Genomic DNA, 17,799 nt, shown 5'->3' with positions numbered 1-17,799 from the left:
TGGCCTGGCTATAGAACAGACCAGCACGCCCACTCCAGACCGCCGGCATAGGCGACGCCGTTGACCGCGGCGATCGTGGGTTTGTAGATGTGGGTCCAGCGCGACGGGCCGAGGACCCCGTCGTCGGGGCTCGCGTCGACCGGCAGCTCGCCGGCCTGTGCGGCCTTGAGGTCACCGCCCGCGCAGAACGCGGTGTCGCCCGCGCCGGTGAGGACGCCGACGAGGGCGTCGTCGTCTGTGCGGAAGCGCTCCCACGCGTCGACGAGCTCGCGATGAGTCTGGGGGCCAATGGCATTCATGCGCTCCGGCCGGTTGATGGTGATGACGGTGACCGGACCGCGTTGTTCGTAGAGCAGGTGCTCGTAGGTGGTCATCGCATTTTCGCCAACCGGTCGTCGAGCGTGGCGTGGAAGAGGCCGATCGCGCTTTCGTGGGTGCCGAACTCGACGAACGTGTTGGCCCCGGCGTGCAGGCCCAGTTGTACGCCTTCCGACATGTCGTTGTCCTCGATGCCGCCTTCGTTCAGCAGGTTTCGCGCGTCCTGGGAGGCCACGGGGTCCTTCGAGGCCCGCTGCATCACTTCCGGGGTGACCATGGCGTAGATCGTGACTGTGGTGTGGTCGATGTCGATCGGGTCGATCGTGATCACCAGCACCTGGTTCGGGAACGTCGCCACCATGACGTTGGGGAACAGGTGGTATACGTACGTCACCCGATGCCCGACCTCCCACGCCGACTCGGGACGGTCACGCAGGCGTTCGATGTTCTTGTAGGGGAACGTGACTCGGGTGTTCGGCCCGAACGATTCGACGACGTTGAGGTCGTCGTACTGGATCGGGTAGAAGGTGTCCTTGTGGGTGGTGCGAATGTGGTAGCCCTCGAGGAACTGCTCGACGAGGACCTTCCAGTTCATCGCGCGCAACGCCGGCCGCACCGCGACGAGCCGCGTCGAGTGCACCAACTTGTCCCGCCACGGGCTGCCGTCGGCCAAGGCCGCCATCGCGGTGTCCGCCTGTGGGTGCGGTGTCCCCAGCGGGCCGATCACGATCAATCCGTCGACCTCTCGGCTCTCGACCTCGACCAGTCCGCGGGCGGACACATCCAGGCCGGGAAAGGCATCGGCGTGGGGCACGTGCGACAGCGCGCCATCGAGACGGTAGGTCCAGCCGTGATAGCGGCATATCAGTGCCTGCCCACAGCCAGGCCCTTCGACGAGCGCCATGCCCCGGTGCCGACACGAGTTGCGGAACACCCGCGCCGTGCCGTCGCGGCCGCGCACCGCGAACAGCGGTACACCGAAGCTGACGCGTGCGACATGGTCGCCCGGTTTGGGTAGCGCTGCCGAGGGCAGATAGACGCTCGGGTAGGAGCGCAGCATCTCGAGTTCTTCGGCGAATCTGGTTGGGTTCACATAATTTTCGACGGGCTCGCGCCAGGCGTCACCTTCGTCGGTCGTGCCCGCGTCGATATGCGCCAGGATGCGGCGGACGACGGTGACATCGTCGGCGACCGACGCCCGTGTCGGAGTGGCCATACCACGGGAGTATCACACTCATAGTGCTACGTGTCAATCAGATCGTGAGATAGCGTTAACATCGTGGGAGACCACGATCACTAGGAGAAACATGGCCACGGATTCGCCAATGCAACTGGGAATGGTCGGGCTCGGCCGGATGGGTGCCAATTTGGTGCGACGGCTCATGCGCGACGGGCACCGGTGCGTGGTCTACGACATGAACGCCGACGCGGTGTCCCAGCTTGCCGGTGAGGGCGCCACGGGTGCGGACTCGCTGAGCGATTTCGTCCAGAAGCTCGAGACCCCGCGCGCGGTGTGGCTGATGTTGCCCGCCGCGGTGGTGGACGCCACCCTGGAGCAGCTGGTGGATCTCTTGGAACCCGGCGACGCGGTGATCGACGGCGGCAACTCCTATTACCGCGACGACATCACCCGCGCCAAGAGCCTGCTGACCAAGAACATCCATTACGTCGACTGCGGAACCAGCGGCGGGGTGTGGGGTCTCGAGCGTGGCTACAGCCTGATGATCGGCGGCGAGAAGGAAGTGGTGTCGCGGCTCGATCCGATCTTCAAGACCATCGCGCCGGGGGAGGGCAGCGCCGAGCCGACTCCCAGCCGTACCCGCACCGACGGCACAGCGCAAAACGGCTATCTGCATTGCGGGCCAAGCGGCGCAGGGCATTTCGTGAAGATGGTGCACAACGGGGTGGAGTACGGGATGATGGCCGCCATCGCCGAGGGCCTGAGCATCATCAAGCACGCCGACGCGGGCAAGGTCGACCGCGCGGTCGACGCGGAAACCACCCCACTGCGTGATCCGTGGGCCTACCAGTACTCGATCGACGTCGGTGAGGTCGCCGAAGTCTGGCGTCGCGGATCGGTGGTCGGCTCGTGGCTGGTCGATCTCACCGCTGATGCGCTCGCTCGTTCACCCCAACTCGACGACTTCACCGGCCGGGTTTCGGATTCCGGCGAGGGCCGCTGGACGGTGCTGGCCGCGGTGGACGAGGGGGTCCCCGCCCCGGTGATCACCACGTCGCTGTTCGAACGGTTCTCCTCGCGTGACCTCGGCGAGTTCACCGACAAGCTCCTGTCGGCCATGCGCAGTGAATTCGGCGGCCACGCCGAGAAGAAGAACTAGACATCATGACGTCACCCGTGACCACCCCCGCGGACGTACTGGTGATCTTCGGCATCACCGGAGACCTCGCCAGAAAGATGACCTTCCGGTCGCTGTACCGGCTCGAACGGCGCAAGTTGTTGGACTGCCCGATCGTCGGTGTCGCGCTGGACGAATGGTCCGAGGCGACGCTGCGCGATCATGCGCGAAGTTCGATCGAGACCGCGGGCGAAACCATCGACGAGGAGGTTTTCACCCGTTTCGCGCAACGCCTTTCGATGGTGTCGGGCGACTTCGCCGACGCGAACACCTATGAAAAGGTGGCCCGGGCCATCAAGGGCAAGCACACGCCGGTGTTCTATCTCGAGATCCCGCCGTCGCTGTTCGGCATGGTCGTCGAAGGCCTGGCGCACGCCAACCTCACGGATCGGGCCCGAGTTGTGGTGGAGAAGCCGTTCGGCCACGACCTGGAGTCGGCCCGTGCCCTGAACGCCCAACTTCGCAGCGTGCTCGAGGAGTGGCAGATCTTTCGCATCGATCACTTCCTCGGCAAGGAACCGGCGATGGACATCATGTTCCTGCGGTTCGCCAATTCGGTGTTCGAGCCGCTGTGGAATCGCGACCGCATCCAATGCGTGCAGATCACCATGGCCGAGAACTTCGGCGTGGAGGATCGTGGCAGCTTCTACGATCCGGTCGGCGCCCTGCGTGACGTGGTGCAGAACCACCTGCTTCAGCTGATCGGACTGTTCGCCTCCGAGCCGCCGAGTTGCGCGGGTGCCGACGGGCTGCGCGATAAGCGAGCGGAGGTTTTTCGTGCGATCCCGTCGATCGATCCGGCGCACTACATCCGGGGCCAGTACGACGGATACCGGTCGATCAAGGGGGTGCGACCGGACTCCCAAACCGAGACGTTCGCCGCGCTCAAGCTCGAGATCGACAACTGGCGATGGGCCGGGGTGCCGTTCTTCATCCGCGCCGGAAAGGCACTTCCGGTGCGGGCCACCGAGATTCGGGTGTTCTTCAAGCGTCCGCCCAAGCTTGCCGTCATGCCGGAACGGCCCGATCCCAACCAGCTGGTGCTGCGGATCGATCCCAACCCGGGTACCGACCTGATCATCCAGGCCAAGGAGCCCGGTGCGAACACCACCCGATGCGTCGATCTGTCGTTGACGTTCGCCAAGGAACTCGGTGAGGCGCCCGAACCCTACGAGCGGCTGCTGTCCGACGCCATGCGCGGCGACTCCGCCCAATTCGCCCGTGAAGACGGTGTCGAGGAGACCTGGCGCATCGTCCAGCCGCTGATCGAATCGCCCCCCGAACTGCAGACCTACGTAGTCGGATCGTGGGGGCCGCCGTCGGTGTCCAAACTCGTTGCCGGATACCCCAGTTGGCGCGAGCCCTGGCTGGAGTCCTAGGTGCGGACAGCCTCTCGCGCACGAGTCGTCGACCTGATCGGCGACCGCACCCTGAGCGCCAGGTCCGTCCTGGCGACGGCGCTCCTCGGCGCCGACGAACCGCACCTCACGGTTGGCGAGCTCGTCGGGATCGCTTCGCTGTTCGGTATCAGTGACGGCGCCACCCGTACCTGCCTGTGGCGCATGGTGTCCAACGGTGAGCTGACCGGCGACGACGGGATCTATGCGCTGGCCGGGCCGTTGCTCGAGCGTCGGCAACGGGTCGACGAAGCCGCCCGCTACGACGACAGCGCGTCACCGTGGGACGGCACCTGGGAGTTGGCGGTGGTCTCGCTGGACCGTCGTTCTGCGGGTGATCGGCTCGCGCTGCGCAAGGCCGCGGCGGGGCTGCACCTCGCCGAGTTGCGCGAAGGTGTCTGGATCCGCCCGGACAACCTGGATCCCAAGCGGTTGCCGACGCTGCGCGCTGTGCTGGACCGCCAATGCGTGCACTTTCACGGTGCTGCCACCGACATCCCGGCCGCGACCGTGAGATCCCTTTTCAATCTTGATGATTGGACGTCAGATGCCCGACGGCTGACGGTGGCCATGCGCGACGAGCTCGATGTCGAAGCGCTCCAAACCGACGACTTCATCTATCAGTTCGCGCTGTCGATCACCGTCGTCCGGCATCTGCAACTCGACCCGCTGCTGCCCGCCGAATTGGAGGCCAAGGACTGGCCGGGCCACGAATTGCGCAGCACATACCGCCAGTTCGACGAGGTGTTCAAACGCCAACTAATGCGGGCAGGGCCCACGGCGTAGGCACGGCCTACACTCCCAGGACGCCCCGCACCATCCGCTCGGCGATGACCTCGTCGCCCGGCATTCCGGCCACGCCGATCGCAAGACCCTCGAGTGCGGCGATCAGTCCGGCAGCCAGCGTTCGGGCCGGCGGCCCGTCCGGTATGGCGCCGTTGCGACGCCCCGCGGTGATCAGTGCGCCGAATCGTCGCACCAGATCCTTACCGATCTCGGAGACGGCCTTGCCGACCGGATGGTCGCGGCCCGCGAACTCGACGCGCAGCGCCATCATCACGCGGGGAATGTCCTGGCGGCAGAAGACGATGTGCCCGCGGGCAAGCGCGATCAGGACGTCGACGGGTCCACCACGGTCGGCGGCCGGCTGCCACACCTGCTCCTCCCAGGCCGCCGCCACCCACTCGACGACCGCCATCGCGAGGTCCTCCTTGCCGTTGAACAGGTGATACAGCGCGCCGCGCGTATATCCGGCGTCGCCGGCCACCTGTTCGAGAACCAGGTTGCCGTACCCGTAGCGCGAAATTCCCTGTGCCGCAGACTCGATGAGCGCGGAGCGGGTGGCGGCGCGACGCTCGGCCTGGGTGCGGCGGCTGCTGCTCTTCCCCGGCGATCTAGAAACAGACATGTATGTATGTTACAGTGCCTGCGAGGAGGTTCCACCATGACACTCCAAACCGACCGGCTCAGTGCCCGCCGATGTGAGGTGACTGAATCGCCGGCTCCGCTGTCGGATTACGCCGACGCCTTCGAGGTTACCGTCGACGAGGCCGACACCCGCACCGCCGAGGAGGTCATGCGCACCGGGCTGTCGAGAGTTGCACCGTCACGGTTCTCGGCTCTACTCATGGCGCACCGGCATTTACTGGGGTTCCGGCTGGGGCCCCCGTCGGCTGCCGATCACGTGATGGGCTGGCGCGTGGTGACGTCGGAGCCGGACCAGTGCCGCCTCGAGGCCGACGGGCCGGTGATGGCGGGCACCATGGTGATGCGCCGGGCCGATCCGGTCACCATGAGGTTGACGACGTTCGTGCGCTACCGGCAACCGCTGGCGCGGGTCATCTGGGCGTTTGCCGGCCCCATCCATCGGCGGGCCGCACCGCAACTGATGGAACTGTCGGCCACACCGCGCTGAGTCACTCCTTCAGAACGGGTTTCAACGCCTCTAGCACCGCGGGATCCTCGATGGTCGACGGCACCGGCTCGTCGCGGCCGTCGGCGATACCGCGCATCGTCTTGCGAAGTATCTTGCCGGAGCGGGTCTTGGGCAGCGCCGTGACGACATCGACGAGCTTGAAACAGGCGACCGCGCCGATGTTTTCACGCACCGCATCGATCAGCTCCTCGGCAACCCGGTCGGCCGACGCACCGGCCTTGAGAACGACGAATCCGCGGGGCACCTGGCCCTTGATCTCGTCGGCGACGCCGATCACCGCGCACTCGGCGACCGCAGGGTGCGTGGCCAGCACGGCTTCGATCGAACCCGTCGACAAGCGGTGTCCGGCAACGTTGATCACATCGTCGATGCGCCCCATCACAAACAGATAGCCATCCTCGTCGAGATAGCCGCCGTCGCCGGTGAGGTAGTAGCCGGGGTGCTCGCAGAGATAGGACGCTTCGTAGCGGTCGTCGTCGCCCCACAGTGTCGGCAGGGTGCCCGGCGGTAGCGGTAATCGGATGCAGATCGCGCCCTCCTCGCCGGGGTCACAAGCGGAGCCGTCGACGTGAAGGATGCGCACGTTGTAGCCCGGCATCGGAACTGTCGGCGAGCCTGGCTTGATCGGCATGGATTCCAGACCCATCGGGTTGGCGGCGATCGCCCACCCGGTTTCGGTCTGCCACCAGTGGTCGACGACGGGCATGCCCAGCTTCTCCGATGCCCACGCATAGGTATCGGGATCGAGACGCTCGCCGGCCTGGAACAGATATTTCATACCGGACAGGTCGTAGCGGTCGATGTGTGCGCCGTCGGGATCCTCCTTGCGGATGGCCCGTAGCGCGGTCGGCGCCGAAAACAGCGCCTTCACACCGTGTTCCGACGCAACCCGCCAGAACGCGCCCGGGTCGGGCGTGCCGATCGGCTTGCCCTCGTAGAGGACGGTCGTCGCACCGAGCATGAGCGGCCCGTACACGATGTAGGAGTGGCCCACCACCCAGCCGACGTCGGACGCCGCCCAGAAGACCTCCCCCGGCGCGATGTCGTAGATATTGCGCATGCTCCACAACAGGGCCACCGCGTGTCCGCCGTTGTCACGGACGATGCCCTTGGGCTTGCCGGTCGTACCCGACGTATAAAGCACGTACAGCGGATCGGTGGCGGCGACCGGCACCGGATCGACAGGATCTGCGCCGGTGAGGTCCTGCCAATCGATGTCGCGGTCCGGTGTCAGCTCGCAGCGGTGACCGTCGCGCTGCACGATCACGCAGTTGCGGGGTGGGTGCTCAGACATCTCAAGTGCGGCATCGAGCATGGGTTTGTACTCGACTGTCCGGGTCGGTTCGATGCCGCAGGACGCGGACACGACGACGGTCGGTTGCGCATCGTCGATGCGGGTAGCCAACTCGTGGGCCGCGAACCCGCCGAACACCACCGAGTGCACCGCGCCAAGGCGAGCGCACGCCAGCATCGCGATCACCGCTTCGGGGATCATCGGCATGTAGATCACGACGCGGTCGCCCTTGCCCACCCCGAGTGCTCGCAGCGCACCGGCGAATCGCGCGGTCTTGTCGAGTAGCTCGCCGTAGGTGTAAGTGCGCTTCGACCCTGTCACTGGGGAGTCGTAGATCAGCGCCGGCTGGTCGGCGCGGCCGCTCCCGGCGTGACGGTCCAACGCGTTGGCGCATGTATTCATCTCGGCATCGGGAAACCACCGGTAGAACGGCGGATTCGAGTCGTCGAGAATCTGCTGCGGCTCGCGGGTCCAGGTGACGGCTCTAGCGGCGTCCGCCCAGAAAGTCGCAGGATCGGAGATGCTGGCTTCGAAGAGTTCGCGATACCCGGCCATATCCCGCACCGTAGCGCGCGACGGGTTCTCTAGAGTCGGATTCATGACTGCCGAACCGCCGAGGATCGAAGGTGTGCGCCGGTCGTTCGTCGACGCAAACGGAGTGAACTTTCACGTCACCGAGGCTGGTCCGCCGGACGGCCGTCCCGTCGTCGCGTTGCACGGATGGCCGCAGCACCACTACGAATGGCGCGACCTGCTGGCCGATCCGCCGCCCGGCCTGCGGATCATCGCGCCCGACCTGCCCGGATACGGCTGGTCCGGTCCGCCGCCGCACCGCTGGGCCAAGGAGGACGTGGCCACCGACGTGCTTGCCCTGCTCGACGCGCTGCGTTTGCCCCGCGTCCTGCTCGTCGGTCACGACTGGGGGGCATATGTCGGTTACCGCATGATCCTGCGGGAACCCGATCGCTTCGACGGATATCTGGCGATGAATATGGCCCATCCCTGGCAATCGCCGAAGACGGTGCTGCCGCACATCTGGCGGTTCGACTACCAGATACCGCTGGCGACCTTCGGCGTCTTCGTGCAACAACGCACGAAATACGTGGAGAAGGTGATCCTCGCCATCGGGTCCGATATGGATCCCGAGACGAAGCGACTGTTCGCCGATCGGTTCCGTGACCCCGTGTGCGCGCGGGCGGGCAGAGACACCTACCGCACGTTCCTGACCCGTGAAATACCGCACAGTGCAAGGAATCCCGAGACCCGCCGGGCGACGGTGCCGATCCGTGTGCTGTTCGGAACTCGCGATCGTGCGGTCACCTCGTCCATGGTGTCGCCGGAAACCGCCAATGCCGACGACTACACGCTGGAGACGGTCGATGCCACCCACTTCGTCGTCGACGAGCGTCCCGACCTGGTCCGCAAGAAGCTGATCGCCCTGGCGGAGGAGACGGCTGGCGTTTGACGTCGCCGTGGCCGGGTAGCCCGTCACCATGACCGGACCCGCCGCAGTCGACAGCTCGCTGACAGTCAAACGCGACACCACCGCCACCCGCCAGCAGGTATGGGACGTGATCGCCGACGGCTGGACCTACTCGCAATGGGTGGTCGGCAACAGCCGCATGCGTGCCGTCGACCAGAACTGGCCAGCGGTCGGCAGCAAGATCCATCACACCATTGGAATATGGCCGTTGACCATCAACGACGAGACCGAGGTCGAATCCTGCACGCCGCTGGAGGAACTCGTGCTGCTGGCCCGCACCCGGCCGTTCGGAATGGCGCGGATCACGCTGCGCCTCCACGACACCCCCGACGGATGCCGCATCGAGATGGCCGAGGTGCCCGTAGGCGGCCCGCTGAATTTTGTTCCGCGTCGGCTTGCGTTGGCGGCGGCGTTTCCCCGCAATCGCGAATGCACATGGCGGTTGGCGGCCCATGCAGAGCGCCGCACGCAACCGGATTGAGCGCCCGGCTGTCAGGATGGGTTCGTGGTGGACCGCGACCGAGACGAATACGGCAAGGCCCGCAACAGCCGACCGCGTGACGCGCTCGGCCGTCCGCTACCGCACGGCAGCCGGGGCGTCGCGCGGATACCCGACGATCTGGATCTTTCCCCGGCCGAGTCGCTGACCTACGCCCAGGACCTGCTGGATCAGGGAATGGCGTTTCACGCCCACGAGGTGCTCGAGGCGGCATGGAAAAGCGGACCCGACGACGAACGGGGGATGTGGCAGGGGCTGGCTCAGCTCGCTGTGGGCATCACCCACATACAGCGCGGCAACACGGCCGGAGCGGCGGGCGTCTTGCGCAGGGCCGCCGACCACCTCGACGAGGTCGACCACCCGGCTCCGCACGGCGTGGACGTCGACGCGCTCGGCATGCACGCACGAGCCCTGATCGACGATCTTGCGCACGACGTCGACATCGACGTCGACCGCCTGCGGCCACGCCTGTCAGCCTCGTAGTCATTGCTGGAAGCGGTAGCCCATCCCGGCTTCGGTCAGCAGGTGCACGGGATGCGACGGATCGTCCTCGAGCTTGCGCCGTAGCGCCGCCAAATACACACGCAGATAATGGGTTTCCTTCGCGTAGGCCGGACCCCACACTTCCTTGAGCAGTTCTTCGCGGCCGACGAGTTTGCCGCGATTGCGCACCAGCATCTCGAGCATGCCCCACTCGGTCGGGGTGAGATGCACCTCCGTGTCGTTCTTGGTCACCTTTTTGGCGGCCAGGTCGACCGTGAACGACGACGTCTCGAGCACGGGTTCGTCGATTTCCGAGGATGCCGTGGCTCGCCGGACGGCCGCGCGAAGCCGGGCCAGGAACTCGTCCATGCCAAAGGGTTTGGTGACGTAGTCGTCGGCGCCTGCGTCCAGCGCCTCGACTTTGTCCGATGAGTCGGTCCTGGCCGACAGCACGATCACCGGCGCGGTCAGCCAGCCGCGCAGCCCGCCGAGCACGTCGATGCCCGACATGTCGGGCAGTCCGAGGTCCAGCACGATGACGTCGGGTTTGTGATCGGCGGCCTGCTTCAGCGCCTCTGTGCCGCTGGCGGCGGTGAACACCTCATAGCCGCGCACCGACAGGTTGATGCGTAACGCCCGCAGGATCTGCGGCTCATCGTCGATGACAAGGACCCGGGTTTTGGTCGTCATACCGCCGCCAAATCGATTTCGACCGTGAGTCCACCGCCGGGGGTATCGTTTGCCGAGATCGTGCCCCCCATGGCCTCTACGAAGCCGCGGGCGACCGAAAGGCCAAGGCCGACACCGATGCTGGTGTCGTGGTCGCCGAGGCGCTGGAACGGGGCGAACAGTTGATCCTCGGTGCCGCGCGGGATGCCGGGACCTTCGTCGACGACGGCGATCAGCACTCGGTTGCCGACCTGCCCTGCGGTCACGCGCACCGGGCTGTCCGGGGCGTAGCGCAGCGCGTTGTCGATCAAGTTCGCGAGCACCCGCTCCAGCAGGCCGGCGTCGGCCTCGACTACCGCGCCGTCAACCGCGATCTTGACCCGCTCGATCCCGCGTGGATAAAAGCGGCTGTTGCCCTTGGCAACGCTGAGCAGGGCCCGTTGGACAGTCTCTTCGAGGTAAACACGCTGCAAATCCGGGCGCACCGCACCGGCGGCCAGACGCGACGAGTCCAGCAGGTTGCTCACCAATCCGGTGAGCTGATCGACCGACTCTTCAACTGTGGCCAACAGTTCCGCTGTGTCGTCGGCAGAGAACCCGACATCACTGGAACGCATGCTCGACACCGCCGCCTTGGCGGCAGCCAGGGGCGTCCGCAGGTCGTGGCTGACGGCCGACAACAGAGACCGGCGCAGCCCGTCTGCCTGGCTGACCGCCTCGGCCTTGCTTGCCTCCTCGGTGAGCTGCCGCTGTTTGAGCATGCTCACCGCTTGTTTGGCTACAGCGCTCAGCACGCGTCTGTCTCGGGCGGTCAACGTCCTGCCCGCCAACAGCATCCAGAACTCATCGTCACCGACGTCGATAGCGGTGTCCGCATCCTCGACGGTGGTGCAGGGGTCCTTGCCAACGGATGCAACGACCTCGCTGTCCCGTTCGTCGCTTCGCACCGCCAACATGCTCACGGCGCGTTGGGAATACGCTTCACGAATCCGCTCGAGGAGCATGTCGAGGTCGGCATCGCGTAATACGGAATCGGCAAAAAGAGCAAGCAGTTCGGCTTCCTGAGATGACCGGCGAGCCTCTGCGCCGCGGTTGGCGACGCGGTCGACCAGCGCGGCCACGGCGACCGCGACCAGCAGCAGTACGACGATGGTGATCGCGCTGTCCGGATCGTCGATTGTCAACGTATGCAGCGGCGTCACCAGGAAGTAGTTGAGCAGCAGCCCAGACAGCACCGCGGACAACACTGCCGGCGCGATGCCGCCGAGTAGTGCGACGACCAGTACTCCGGTGAAGAACAAGGCGCTCTGACCGCCGATGCTCAACACTCCGTCTGGCAGGGACAACGTCACCGCGAGAATCGCCAACGGAATAGCGATGGCAGCCAGCCAGGACAGCACGCGACGACGACCACGTGATAACCGTGACAGTGACATGCCGCTGTGCGCCTCGGGATGTGTCACCAAGTGCACATCGATCGAGCCGGACTGTTGTACGACATTCGCCCCGATGCCGTCGTCGAAGATCCGCGCCCACCGTGACCGTCGTGAGGTGCCGAGGACGAGTTGCGTGGCGTTGGCGTCACGGGCGAAATCGAGCAACGTGGTGGCCACGTCATCGCCGACGACGGTGTGCATCGTGGCACCGAGACTGGCGGCGAGCGTGCGCACCGCGTTCTTCTGTTGTGACGAGATGCTGGTCAGCCCATCACCTTGAATGACGTGGACGACTTTGAGTTCGGCCCCGGACCTCGAAGCGATCCGCGACGCCCTGCGGACCAGAGTTTCCGACTCGTCGCCTCCGGTGACGCCCACGACCACCCGCTCACGGGCCTCCCACGTGTCAGTGATGTTCTTGTCGGCGCGGTATTTGGCCAGCGCCGCGTCAACCTGATCGGCAAGCCAGAGCAGTGCCAATTGTCTTAGCGCAGTGAGGTTTCCAGGACGGAAGTAATTGGACAGCGCGGCATCTACACGCTCCGGCGCGTACACGTTTCCGTGAGCAAGCCTACGCCGCAGGGCCTCCGGCGTGATGTCCACCAGCTCGATCTGATCGGCGGAACGCACGATCTCGTCGGGAATCCGCTCTTTCTGTTCGATACCGGTGATCTGGGTGACGACGTCGTTGAGGCTCTCCAGATGCTGCACGTTAACCGTGGTGATCACTGTGATGCCGGCGTTGAGAAGCTCGTCGACATCCTGCCAGCGCTTGCCGTTCCTACTGCCCGGGATATTGGTGTGGGCGAGTTCGTCGATGAGCACGACCTGGGGCCGACGGGCCAGTACCGCTTCGACGTCGAGTTCCGGATAGCTGTTGCCTCGATACTCGATGGTTTTGGGCGGGATCACCTCGATGCCGGCGAGCAGCTGGCTTGTCTTTCGGCGTCCGTGGGTTTCCACCACCGCGGCGACCACGTCGGTTCCGCGTTCCATCCGTCTGTGCGCCTCGGCAAGCATCGAGAACGTCTTTCCCACGCCTGGGGCCGCGCCCAGGTAGACGCGCAAATCACCACGTTTGCGGCCAAGAACTCTCACCCCTCCATCATCCATGGGCGGCCTCAGCTTCTTGCCGGATACTTCTGGTCGAGGGCCAGGTTGAGCTGCAGCACGTTGACGGTGGGCTCGCCGACGAAGCCGAGGAACCTGCCGTCGGTGTGGGCGGCCACCACCTCATCAACCTGTTCGGTAGTGATACCGCGCGCCGTGGCGACTCGGCTCACCTGAAGGTCGGCGTACGGGATCGAGATGTGCGGGTCCAGGCCGCTTCCGCTTGCGGTCACCGCGTCGGCGGGCACCGCGGGATCGGCCGGCGCGCTGCCGCGGATGGGCACGAGCTGGCCGATGCTGTAGTCCCCGTCGGGTGTCGCGCACTCGACGCGCACACCTTCGTACGTGTCGAGGAACGGCGTCTGGGTGGTGGCACAGGGTTCGTTGACGCTGACCACCCGCGTCGGCTTCACGACGTTGCCCCGGGCGTCGCGCGGGCCGATCACCGACAGCACGGCGCCGACACCGTCACCGGTGCAGAACGGCCGTGTGCCGTCTACACCTTCGGTCTCACCGACGATGGTGCTGCGCTCGCAGACCAGGGTGAGCAGGCTGGGCTTGTCGGGTGTATCGACGATGCTCTCGGGGCCGAGGTTGCTTGCGCTGGTGGCCAACGTGTCGTATCCGTCGCCGGCCACGGACGGCCGGCTCTGGAAGTACTGAGGCAGCACGTTGCCGTCGGCATCGGTGAAAGACTGTCCGATCAGGCTGCTGCCCAACAGTTTCCCGTCGACCTCGATAAGCGACCCATTGGCTTTGTCGTTCAGGCCGGGCAACTGGGCCACGAGCCAGATGAGCAGCGGGTAGGCGATGCCGAGGATGACGGTGAGCACCAGCAGCGCACGCAACGCCGCCCAGTGTTGGCGAACGAGATTGGAGAAATTCATGTCAAAGTCCCGGGAAGAGTTGTACGACGAGGTCGATGACCTTGATGCCGATGAACGGGGCGATGACGCCGCCGAGTCCGTAGATGTAGAGGTTGCGGCTCAACAGCTTTGACGCGCTGGCCGGTGTGTACCGCACGCCGCGCAGTGATAACGGGATCAACGCGATGATGACCAAGGCGTTGAAGATCACCGCCGACAGGATCGCCGACTGCGGGCTGTGCAGCCGCATGATGTTCAGCAGGTCCAAGCCTGGGAACAGCGCCACGAAAAGCGCGGGGATGATCGCGAAGTACTTGGCGATGTCGTTGGAGATCGAGAACGTCGTCAGCGCACCACGCGTGATGAGCAACTGCTTGCCGATCTCGACGATCTCGATGAGCTTCGTCGGATCGGAGTCCAGGTCGACCATGTTGCCGGCCTCTTTGGCCGCCGACGTGCCCGTGTTCATCGCGACGCCGACATCGGCCTGCGCGAGCGCGGGCGCGTCGTTGGTGCCGTCACCGGTCATCGCGACGAGCTTGCCGCCGGCCTGCTCCTTCTTGATCAGCGCCATCTTGTCTTCCGGCGTGGCCTCGGCGAGGAAGTCGTCGACACCGGCCTCGTCGGCAATGGCCTTGGCGGTCAAGGGGTTGTCGCCGGTGATCATCACGGTGCGGATGCCCATGCGGCGCATCTCGTCGAAGCGTTCCCGCATGCCGTGCTTGACGACGTCCTTGAGGTGGATGACGCCGAGCACCGATGCGTTGCCGTCGCGTACCTCACCGACCACCAGAGGGGTGCCGCCGTCAGCGGAGATGCCGTCGACGACGTCGCCGAGCTGGGTCGGCACGGTGCCTCCTTCGGAGCGCACCCATTCGGCGACCGTGCTCGCCGCGCCCTTGCGGAGCTTGTGGTCGTCCAGGTCGACGCCGGACATCCGTGTCGTCGCGCTGAACTCGATCCAGGTCGCGTGCGCCAATTCGCCCTGTGTGCGGGCCCGCAGACCGTACTCCCGCTTCGCGAACACGACAATCGACCGTCCTTCCGGCGTTTCGTCGGCGAGGCTGGACAACTGCGCGGCGTCAGCGAGCGCTTCGGCTGTCACCCCGTCGAGCGGGACGAAGGCCGCGGCCTGCCGATTGCCGAGCGTGATGGTTCCTGTCTTGTCGAGCAGCAGGGTGTTCACGTCACCGGCCGCCTCCACGGCGCGTCCGGACATGGCGAGCACGTTTCGCTGCACCAGGCGGTCCATTCCGGCGATGCCGATCGCCGACAACAGGGCACCGATGGTGGTTGGGATGAGGCACACCAGCAGCGCCACCATTACGATGCCGCTGACACCGTTGCCGTTGAGCGCCAACGAGTCCGCGACTCCCGGATTGTTGGCCTTCGAGTAGATGGCCAGCGGTTGCAGCGTCGCGACGGCGAACACGAAGATGATCGTCAGCGAGGCCAGCAGGATGTTGAGCGCGATCTCGTTGGGCGTCTTCTGCCGGTCGGCACCCTCGACGAGCGCGATCATGCGGTCGATGAAGCTCTCACCCTGCTTCTGGGTGATCTTCACGACGATGCGGTCCGACAGCACGGTCGTGCCGCCTGTCACGGCCGAGCGGTCGCCGCCAGACTCGCGGATGACGGGTGCGGACTCACCGGTGATCGCGGATTCGTCCACCGAGGCAATGCCTTCGACAACGTCGCCGTCGCCAGGGATGGGCTGACCGGCCTCGACCACCACGACGTCGCCCTGCTGCAACAGGGGTGCGGCGACCTCTTCCTCACGGCCGGGTGTACCCGGTGTCCAGCCGACGAGGCGCCGCGCCATCGTGGCCGTCTTGGTCTTACGCAGAGAGTCGGCCTGAGCCTTACCGCGTCCTTCGGCGACGGCCTCGGCGAGGTTGGCGAAGAGCACAGTGAGCCAGAGCCACACCACGATCAGCCACGCGAACCAGGACGGCTCCATCACGGCGAGCACCGTGCTCCAGACGGCGCCGATCTCGACGATGAACATGACGGGATTGCGCCACAGGGTGCGTGGATCGAGCTTGCGCAGCGCGTCGGGCATTGACTTCCACAGCATCCTCGGGTCAAGCAAGCCGCCCTGAACACGCTTGGGCGCGTGCTGTTTCGGCGGTGCGGGCACAGTGGAACCGATGGTGGGCGCGGACATGTCAGTGAATTCCTTCAGCAAGAGGTCCCAGCGCGAGCATGGGAAGGAAGGTCAAGGCGACCAGGATCAACGCCACGCCCGCGACCATGCCGACGAACTGAGGACGATGGGTGGGCAGCGTGCCGACGGAGTCCGGCGTCTTGCCCTGCCTGGCCAGCGATCCGGCCAGCGCCAGCACGACGATGATCGGCAGAAACCGGCCGAACAACATGGCCAGTCCGAGTGCGGTGTTGTACCACTCGGTGTTGACCGAGATGCCGGCGAACGCCGATCCGTTGTTGTTGCCCGCAGAGGTGAAGGCGTACAACGCTTCCGAGAGGCCGTGTGGGCCGGTGTTGAGCATGCTCGCCCTTTGTCCGGGCATCGCCATCGCGACCGCCGTGCCGGTCAGCACGATGAGCGGGGTGATGAGGAAGTACGTTGCCGCAAGCTTGATCTCCCGCGGCGTGATCTTCTTGCCGAGGTATTCCGGGGTGCGGCCGACCATGAGGCCCGCGACGAACACCGTGATGATCGCCAATACGAGCATGCCGTACAGGCCCGAGCCCACGCCGCCGGGTGCGACCTCGCCGAGCTGCATGTTGAACAACAACACCATGCCACCGAGGCTGGTGTAGGAGTCGTGGAACGAGTCGACGGCACCGGTGGACGTCAACGTGGTCGATGCCGCAAATATGGCCGAATTCGCAACGCCGAAGCGCTGTTCCACGCCTTCCATCGCGGCGCCGACCGCGGTGGGGACCGTGCCGTGGGCCTGCAGCTGGAACAGCAACATCGAGCTCCAGCTGATGGTCGCGATGACGCCCATCACGGCGACGATGGCGTAGCCCTGCTTCTTGCTGTCGACCATTCTGCCGAATGTCCTGGGCAACGAGAATGGAATGACCAGCAACAAGAATATTTCGAACCAGTTCGTCCACGTGGTGGGGTTTTCGAACGGATGCGCGGAGTTGACGTTGAAGAACCCGCCCCCGTTGGTGCCGAGCTCCTTGATGACCTCCTGGCTGGCGACCGGGCCGCCGGGAATGGTCTGCTGACCGCCGGCCAGCGTCGAGGCAATCTGCGTGTGCAGGCCGAAGTTCTGCACCACACCGCCAGCGATGAGGATGATCGCGCCGATGATGCAGAGCGGCAACAGGATCCGAATGACTCCGCGGACGAGGTCGACCCAGAAGTTGCCCAGCTCGGTGGTGCCGCGACGGGCCAAGGCGCGCACGAACGCCATCGCCACGGCCATACCCACCGCTGCGGAGACGAAGTTCTGCACGGCTAGACCGGCCATCTGGACCAGGTGACCCTGGGTCGACTCGCCCGCATAGGCCTGCCAATTGGTGTTGGTGACAAAACTGACCGCGGTGTTCCACGCCAGCGCCGGGGTCATCTCAGTGCCCGGGTCGTTGAGATGCAATGGCAGCTTGCCCTGCACCAACTGGAGAATGAACAGGAACAGCAGGCTGATCGCCGAGAACGCGAGCACGCTGCGGGCATAGGAACCCCAGGTCTGTTCCGCCTTCGGGTCGGCGCCGATCAATCGGTAGATGACGCGCTCACCGCGCAGGTGGCGTTCCGAGGAGTAGACCCGATACATGTAGTCGCCCAGCGGCACGTGGACGACCGCGAGGCCGATGATGAGCGAGACGAGGAAGAGGATCCCCGCGGTGGTGGTGCTCACTTAGAACCGCTCGGGGAAGAGCAGGGCGGCGAAGAGGAACACCGCGATGAGAACCGCCAGCACGAGTCCGATGACGTTTTCGATCACAGTCCCTCGGCCCACTTCTGAATCA

Annotated in this window: 17 protein-coding genes; 7 read left to right on the top strand and 10 right to left on the bottom strand. The window is 65.5% G+C overall.

From position 1 onward, the window contains the following. Nucleotides 1-8: 8 nt before the first annotated feature. On the bottom strand, nt 9-374 hold the full coding sequence (locus tag G6N36_RS15230) for an enoyl-CoA hydratase-related protein (RefSeq protein ID WP_235690065.1): 366 nt from the start codon (nt 372-374) through the stop codon (nt 9-11). After that, nucleotides 371-1,534 (bottom strand): aromatic ring-hydroxylating oxygenase subunit alpha, encoded by a 1,164-nt coding sequence (locus G6N36_RS15225; protein WP_163687214.1) that lies wholly within the window; start codon nt 1,532-1,534, stop codon nt 371-373. The genes G6N36_RS15230 and G6N36_RS15225 overlap by 4 nt, the downstream gene beginning before the upstream one ends. A 109-nt stretch (nt 1,535-1,643) precedes the next feature. On the opposite strand from G6N36_RS15225, the gene gnd reads away from it, so the two are divergent. The 3 genes from gnd to G6N36_RS15210 are packed head-to-tail and all read left to right on the top strand — an operon-like array spanning nt 1,644 to nt 4,858. Beyond that, nucleotides 1,644-2,657 carry a phosphogluconate dehydrogenase (NAD(+)-dependent, decarboxylating) gene (gene gnd / locus G6N36_RS15220; RefSeq protein WP_179964938.1) on the top strand — a complete coding sequence of 338 codons (1,014 nt, stop codon included), beginning with the start codon at nt 1,644-1,646 and terminating at the stop codon, nt 2,655-2,657. Between the two features lie 5 nt (nt 2,658-2,662). Beyond that, entirely contained in the window at nt 2,663-4,054 is a 1,392-nt protein-coding gene (zwf, locus tag G6N36_RS15215; protein ID WP_163687212.1) for a glucose-6-phosphate dehydrogenase, read from the top strand. Beyond that, nucleotides 4,055-4,858: a PaaX family transcriptional regulator C-terminal domain-containing protein gene (locus G6N36_RS15210; RefSeq protein WP_163687211.1), complete on the top strand. Its 804-nt coding sequence runs from the start codon at nt 4,055-4,057 to the stop codon at nt 4,856-4,858. Nucleotides 4,859-4,865: 7 nt separating this feature from the next. On the opposite strand, the gene G6N36_RS15205 is transcribed toward G6N36_RS15210, so the two are convergent. Further along, nucleotides 4,866-5,480, bottom strand: coding sequence for a TetR/AcrR family transcriptional regulator (locus G6N36_RS15205; protein ID WP_163687210.1), 615 nt, complete (start codon nt 5,478-5,480; stop codon nt 4,866-4,868). A gap of 36 nt (nt 5,481-5,516) precedes the next feature. On the opposite strand from G6N36_RS15205, the gene G6N36_RS15200 reads away from it, so the two are divergent. Then, complete coding sequence (locus G6N36_RS15200; protein WP_163687209.1) at nt 5,517-5,987, top strand: DUF2867 domain-containing protein; 471 nt, start codon at nt 5,517-5,519, stop codon at nt 5,985-5,987. A 1-nt stretch (nt 5,988) separates the two neighbouring features. Here G6N36_RS15200 and G6N36_RS15195 read toward each other — a convergent pair whose 3' ends face one another. Beyond that, nucleotides 5,989-7,902 carry a propionyl-CoA synthetase gene (locus tag G6N36_RS15195; RefSeq protein WP_163687208.1) on the bottom strand — a complete coding sequence of 638 codons (1,914 nt, stop codon included), beginning with the start codon at nt 7,900-7,902 and terminating at the stop codon, nt 5,989-5,991. On the opposite strand from G6N36_RS15195, the gene G6N36_RS15190 reads away from it, so the two are divergent. The 3 genes from G6N36_RS15190 to G6N36_RS15180 are packed head-to-tail and all read left to right on the top strand — an operon-like array spanning nt 7,901 to nt 9,767. Continuing rightward, a complete protein-coding gene (locus G6N36_RS15190) occupies nt 7,901-8,767 on the top strand; it encodes an alpha/beta fold hydrolase (RefSeq protein WP_163687207.1) in 867 nt (288 codons plus the stop codon). The genes G6N36_RS15195 and G6N36_RS15190 overlap by 2 nt on opposite strands. A gap of 28 nt (nt 8,768-8,795) precedes the next feature. Further along, entirely contained in the window at nt 8,796-9,266 is a 471-nt protein-coding gene (locus tag G6N36_RS15185; RefSeq protein ID WP_163687206.1) for an SRPBCC family protein, read from the top strand. 24 nt (nt 9,267-9,290) lie between these two features. After that, nucleotides 9,291-9,767, top strand: a complete 477-nt coding sequence (locus G6N36_RS15180) for a DUF309 domain-containing protein (protein ID WP_163687205.1) — start codon at nt 9,291-9,293, stop codon at nt 9,765-9,767. On the opposite strand, the gene G6N36_RS15175 is transcribed toward G6N36_RS15180, so the two are convergent. The 6 genes from G6N36_RS15175 to kdpF are packed head-to-tail and all read right to left on the bottom strand — an operon-like array spanning nt 9,768 to nt 17,789. Beyond that, the gene (locus tag G6N36_RS15175; protein ID WP_163687204.1) at nt 9,768-10,457 is read right to left on the bottom strand and encodes a response regulator; all 690 of its coding nucleotides are present in this window, start codon (nt 10,455-10,457) and stop codon (nt 9,768-9,770) included. Continuing rightward, nucleotides 10,454-12,985 carry a DUF4118 domain-containing protein gene (locus G6N36_RS15170; RefSeq protein ID WP_163687203.1) on the bottom strand — a complete coding sequence of 844 codons (2,532 nt, stop codon included), beginning with the start codon at nt 12,983-12,985 and terminating at the stop codon, nt 10,454-10,456. Before G6N36_RS15170 ends, G6N36_RS15175 begins: the two co-directional genes overlap by 4 nt. Before the next feature lie 8 nt (nt 12,986-12,993). After that, nucleotides 12,994-13,869, bottom strand: a complete 876-nt coding sequence (locus G6N36_RS15165; protein WP_163687202.1) for a potassium-transporting ATPase subunit C — start codon at nt 13,867-13,869, stop codon at nt 12,994-12,996. 1 nt (nt 13,870) lies between these two features. Next, nucleotides 13,871-16,015, bottom strand: coding sequence for a potassium-transporting ATPase subunit KdpB (gene kdpB, locus G6N36_RS15160; protein ID WP_163687201.1), 2,145 nt, complete (start codon nt 16,013-16,015; stop codon nt 13,871-13,873). A 1-nt stretch (nt 16,016) separates the two neighbouring features. Then, a complete protein-coding gene (gene kdpA / locus G6N36_RS15155) occupies nt 16,017-17,687 on the bottom strand; it encodes a potassium-transporting ATPase subunit KdpA (protein WP_163687200.1) in 1,671 nt (556 codons plus the stop codon). Continuing rightward, on the bottom strand, nt 17,688-17,789 hold the full coding sequence (kdpF, locus tag G6N36_RS29820; protein WP_234809744.1) for a K(+)-transporting ATPase subunit F: 102 nt from the start codon (nt 17,787-17,789) through the stop codon (nt 17,688-17,690). Between the last annotated feature and the right edge of the window lie 10 nt (nt 17,790-17,799).

The sequence above is a fragment of the Mycolicibacterium gadium genome (assembly GCF_010728925.1).
Taxonomy (GTDB): domain Bacteria; phylum Actinomycetota; class Actinomycetes; order Mycobacteriales; family Mycobacteriaceae; genus Mycobacterium; species Mycobacterium gadium.
The sequence above is the reverse complement of the archived record's forward strand: the minus strand, read 5'-3'. Positions and strand labels throughout refer to the sequence as shown.

Coding starts and splice junctions, on each gene's coding strand:
- G6N36_RS15200 (WP_163687209.1), top strand. CDS start 5,517: ATGACACTCCAAACCGACCGGCTCAGTGCCCGCCGATGTGAGGTGACT.
- G6N36_RS15165 (WP_163687202.1), bottom strand. CDS start 13,869: ATGAATTTCTCCAATCTCGTTCGCCAACACTGGGCGGCGTTGCGTGCG.
- G6N36_RS15195 (WP_163687208.1), bottom strand. CDS start 7,902: ATGAATCCGACTCTAGAGAACCCGTCGCGCGCTACGGTGCGGGATATG.
- G6N36_RS15170 (WP_163687203.1), bottom strand. CDS start 12,985: ATGGATGATGGAGGGGTGAGAGTTCTTGGCCGCAAACGTGGTGATTTG.
- G6N36_RS15205 (WP_163687210.1), bottom strand. CDS start 5,480: ATGTCTGTTTCTAGATCGCCGGGGAAGAGCAGCAGCCGCCGCACCCAG.
- G6N36_RS15225 (WP_163687214.1), bottom strand. CDS start 1,534: ATGGCCACTCCGACACGGGCGTCGGTCGCCGACGATGTCACCGTCGTC.
- G6N36_RS15175 (WP_163687204.1), bottom strand. CDS start 10,457: ATGACGACCAAAACCCGGGTCCTTGTCATCGACGATGAGCCGCAGATC.
- G6N36_RS15230 (WP_235690065.1), bottom strand. CDS start 374: ATGACCACCTACGAGCACCTGCTCTACGAACAACGCGGTCCGGTCACC.
- kdpB (WP_163687201.1), bottom strand. CDS start 16,015: ATGTCCGCGCCCACCATCGGTTCCACTGTGCCCGCACCGCCGAAACAG.
- G6N36_RS15185 (WP_163687206.1), top strand. CDS start 8,796: ATGACCGGACCCGCCGCAGTCGACAGCTCGCTGACAGTCAAACGCGAC.
- gnd (WP_179964938.1), top strand. CDS start 1,644: ATGCAACTGGGAATGGTCGGGCTCGGCCGGATGGGTGCCAATTTGGTG.
- zwf (WP_163687212.1), top strand. CDS start 2,663: ATGACGTCACCCGTGACCACCCCCGCGGACGTACTGGTGATCTTCGGC.
- G6N36_RS15190 (WP_163687207.1), top strand. CDS start 7,901: ATGACTGCCGAACCGCCGAGGATCGAAGGTGTGCGCCGGTCGTTCGTC.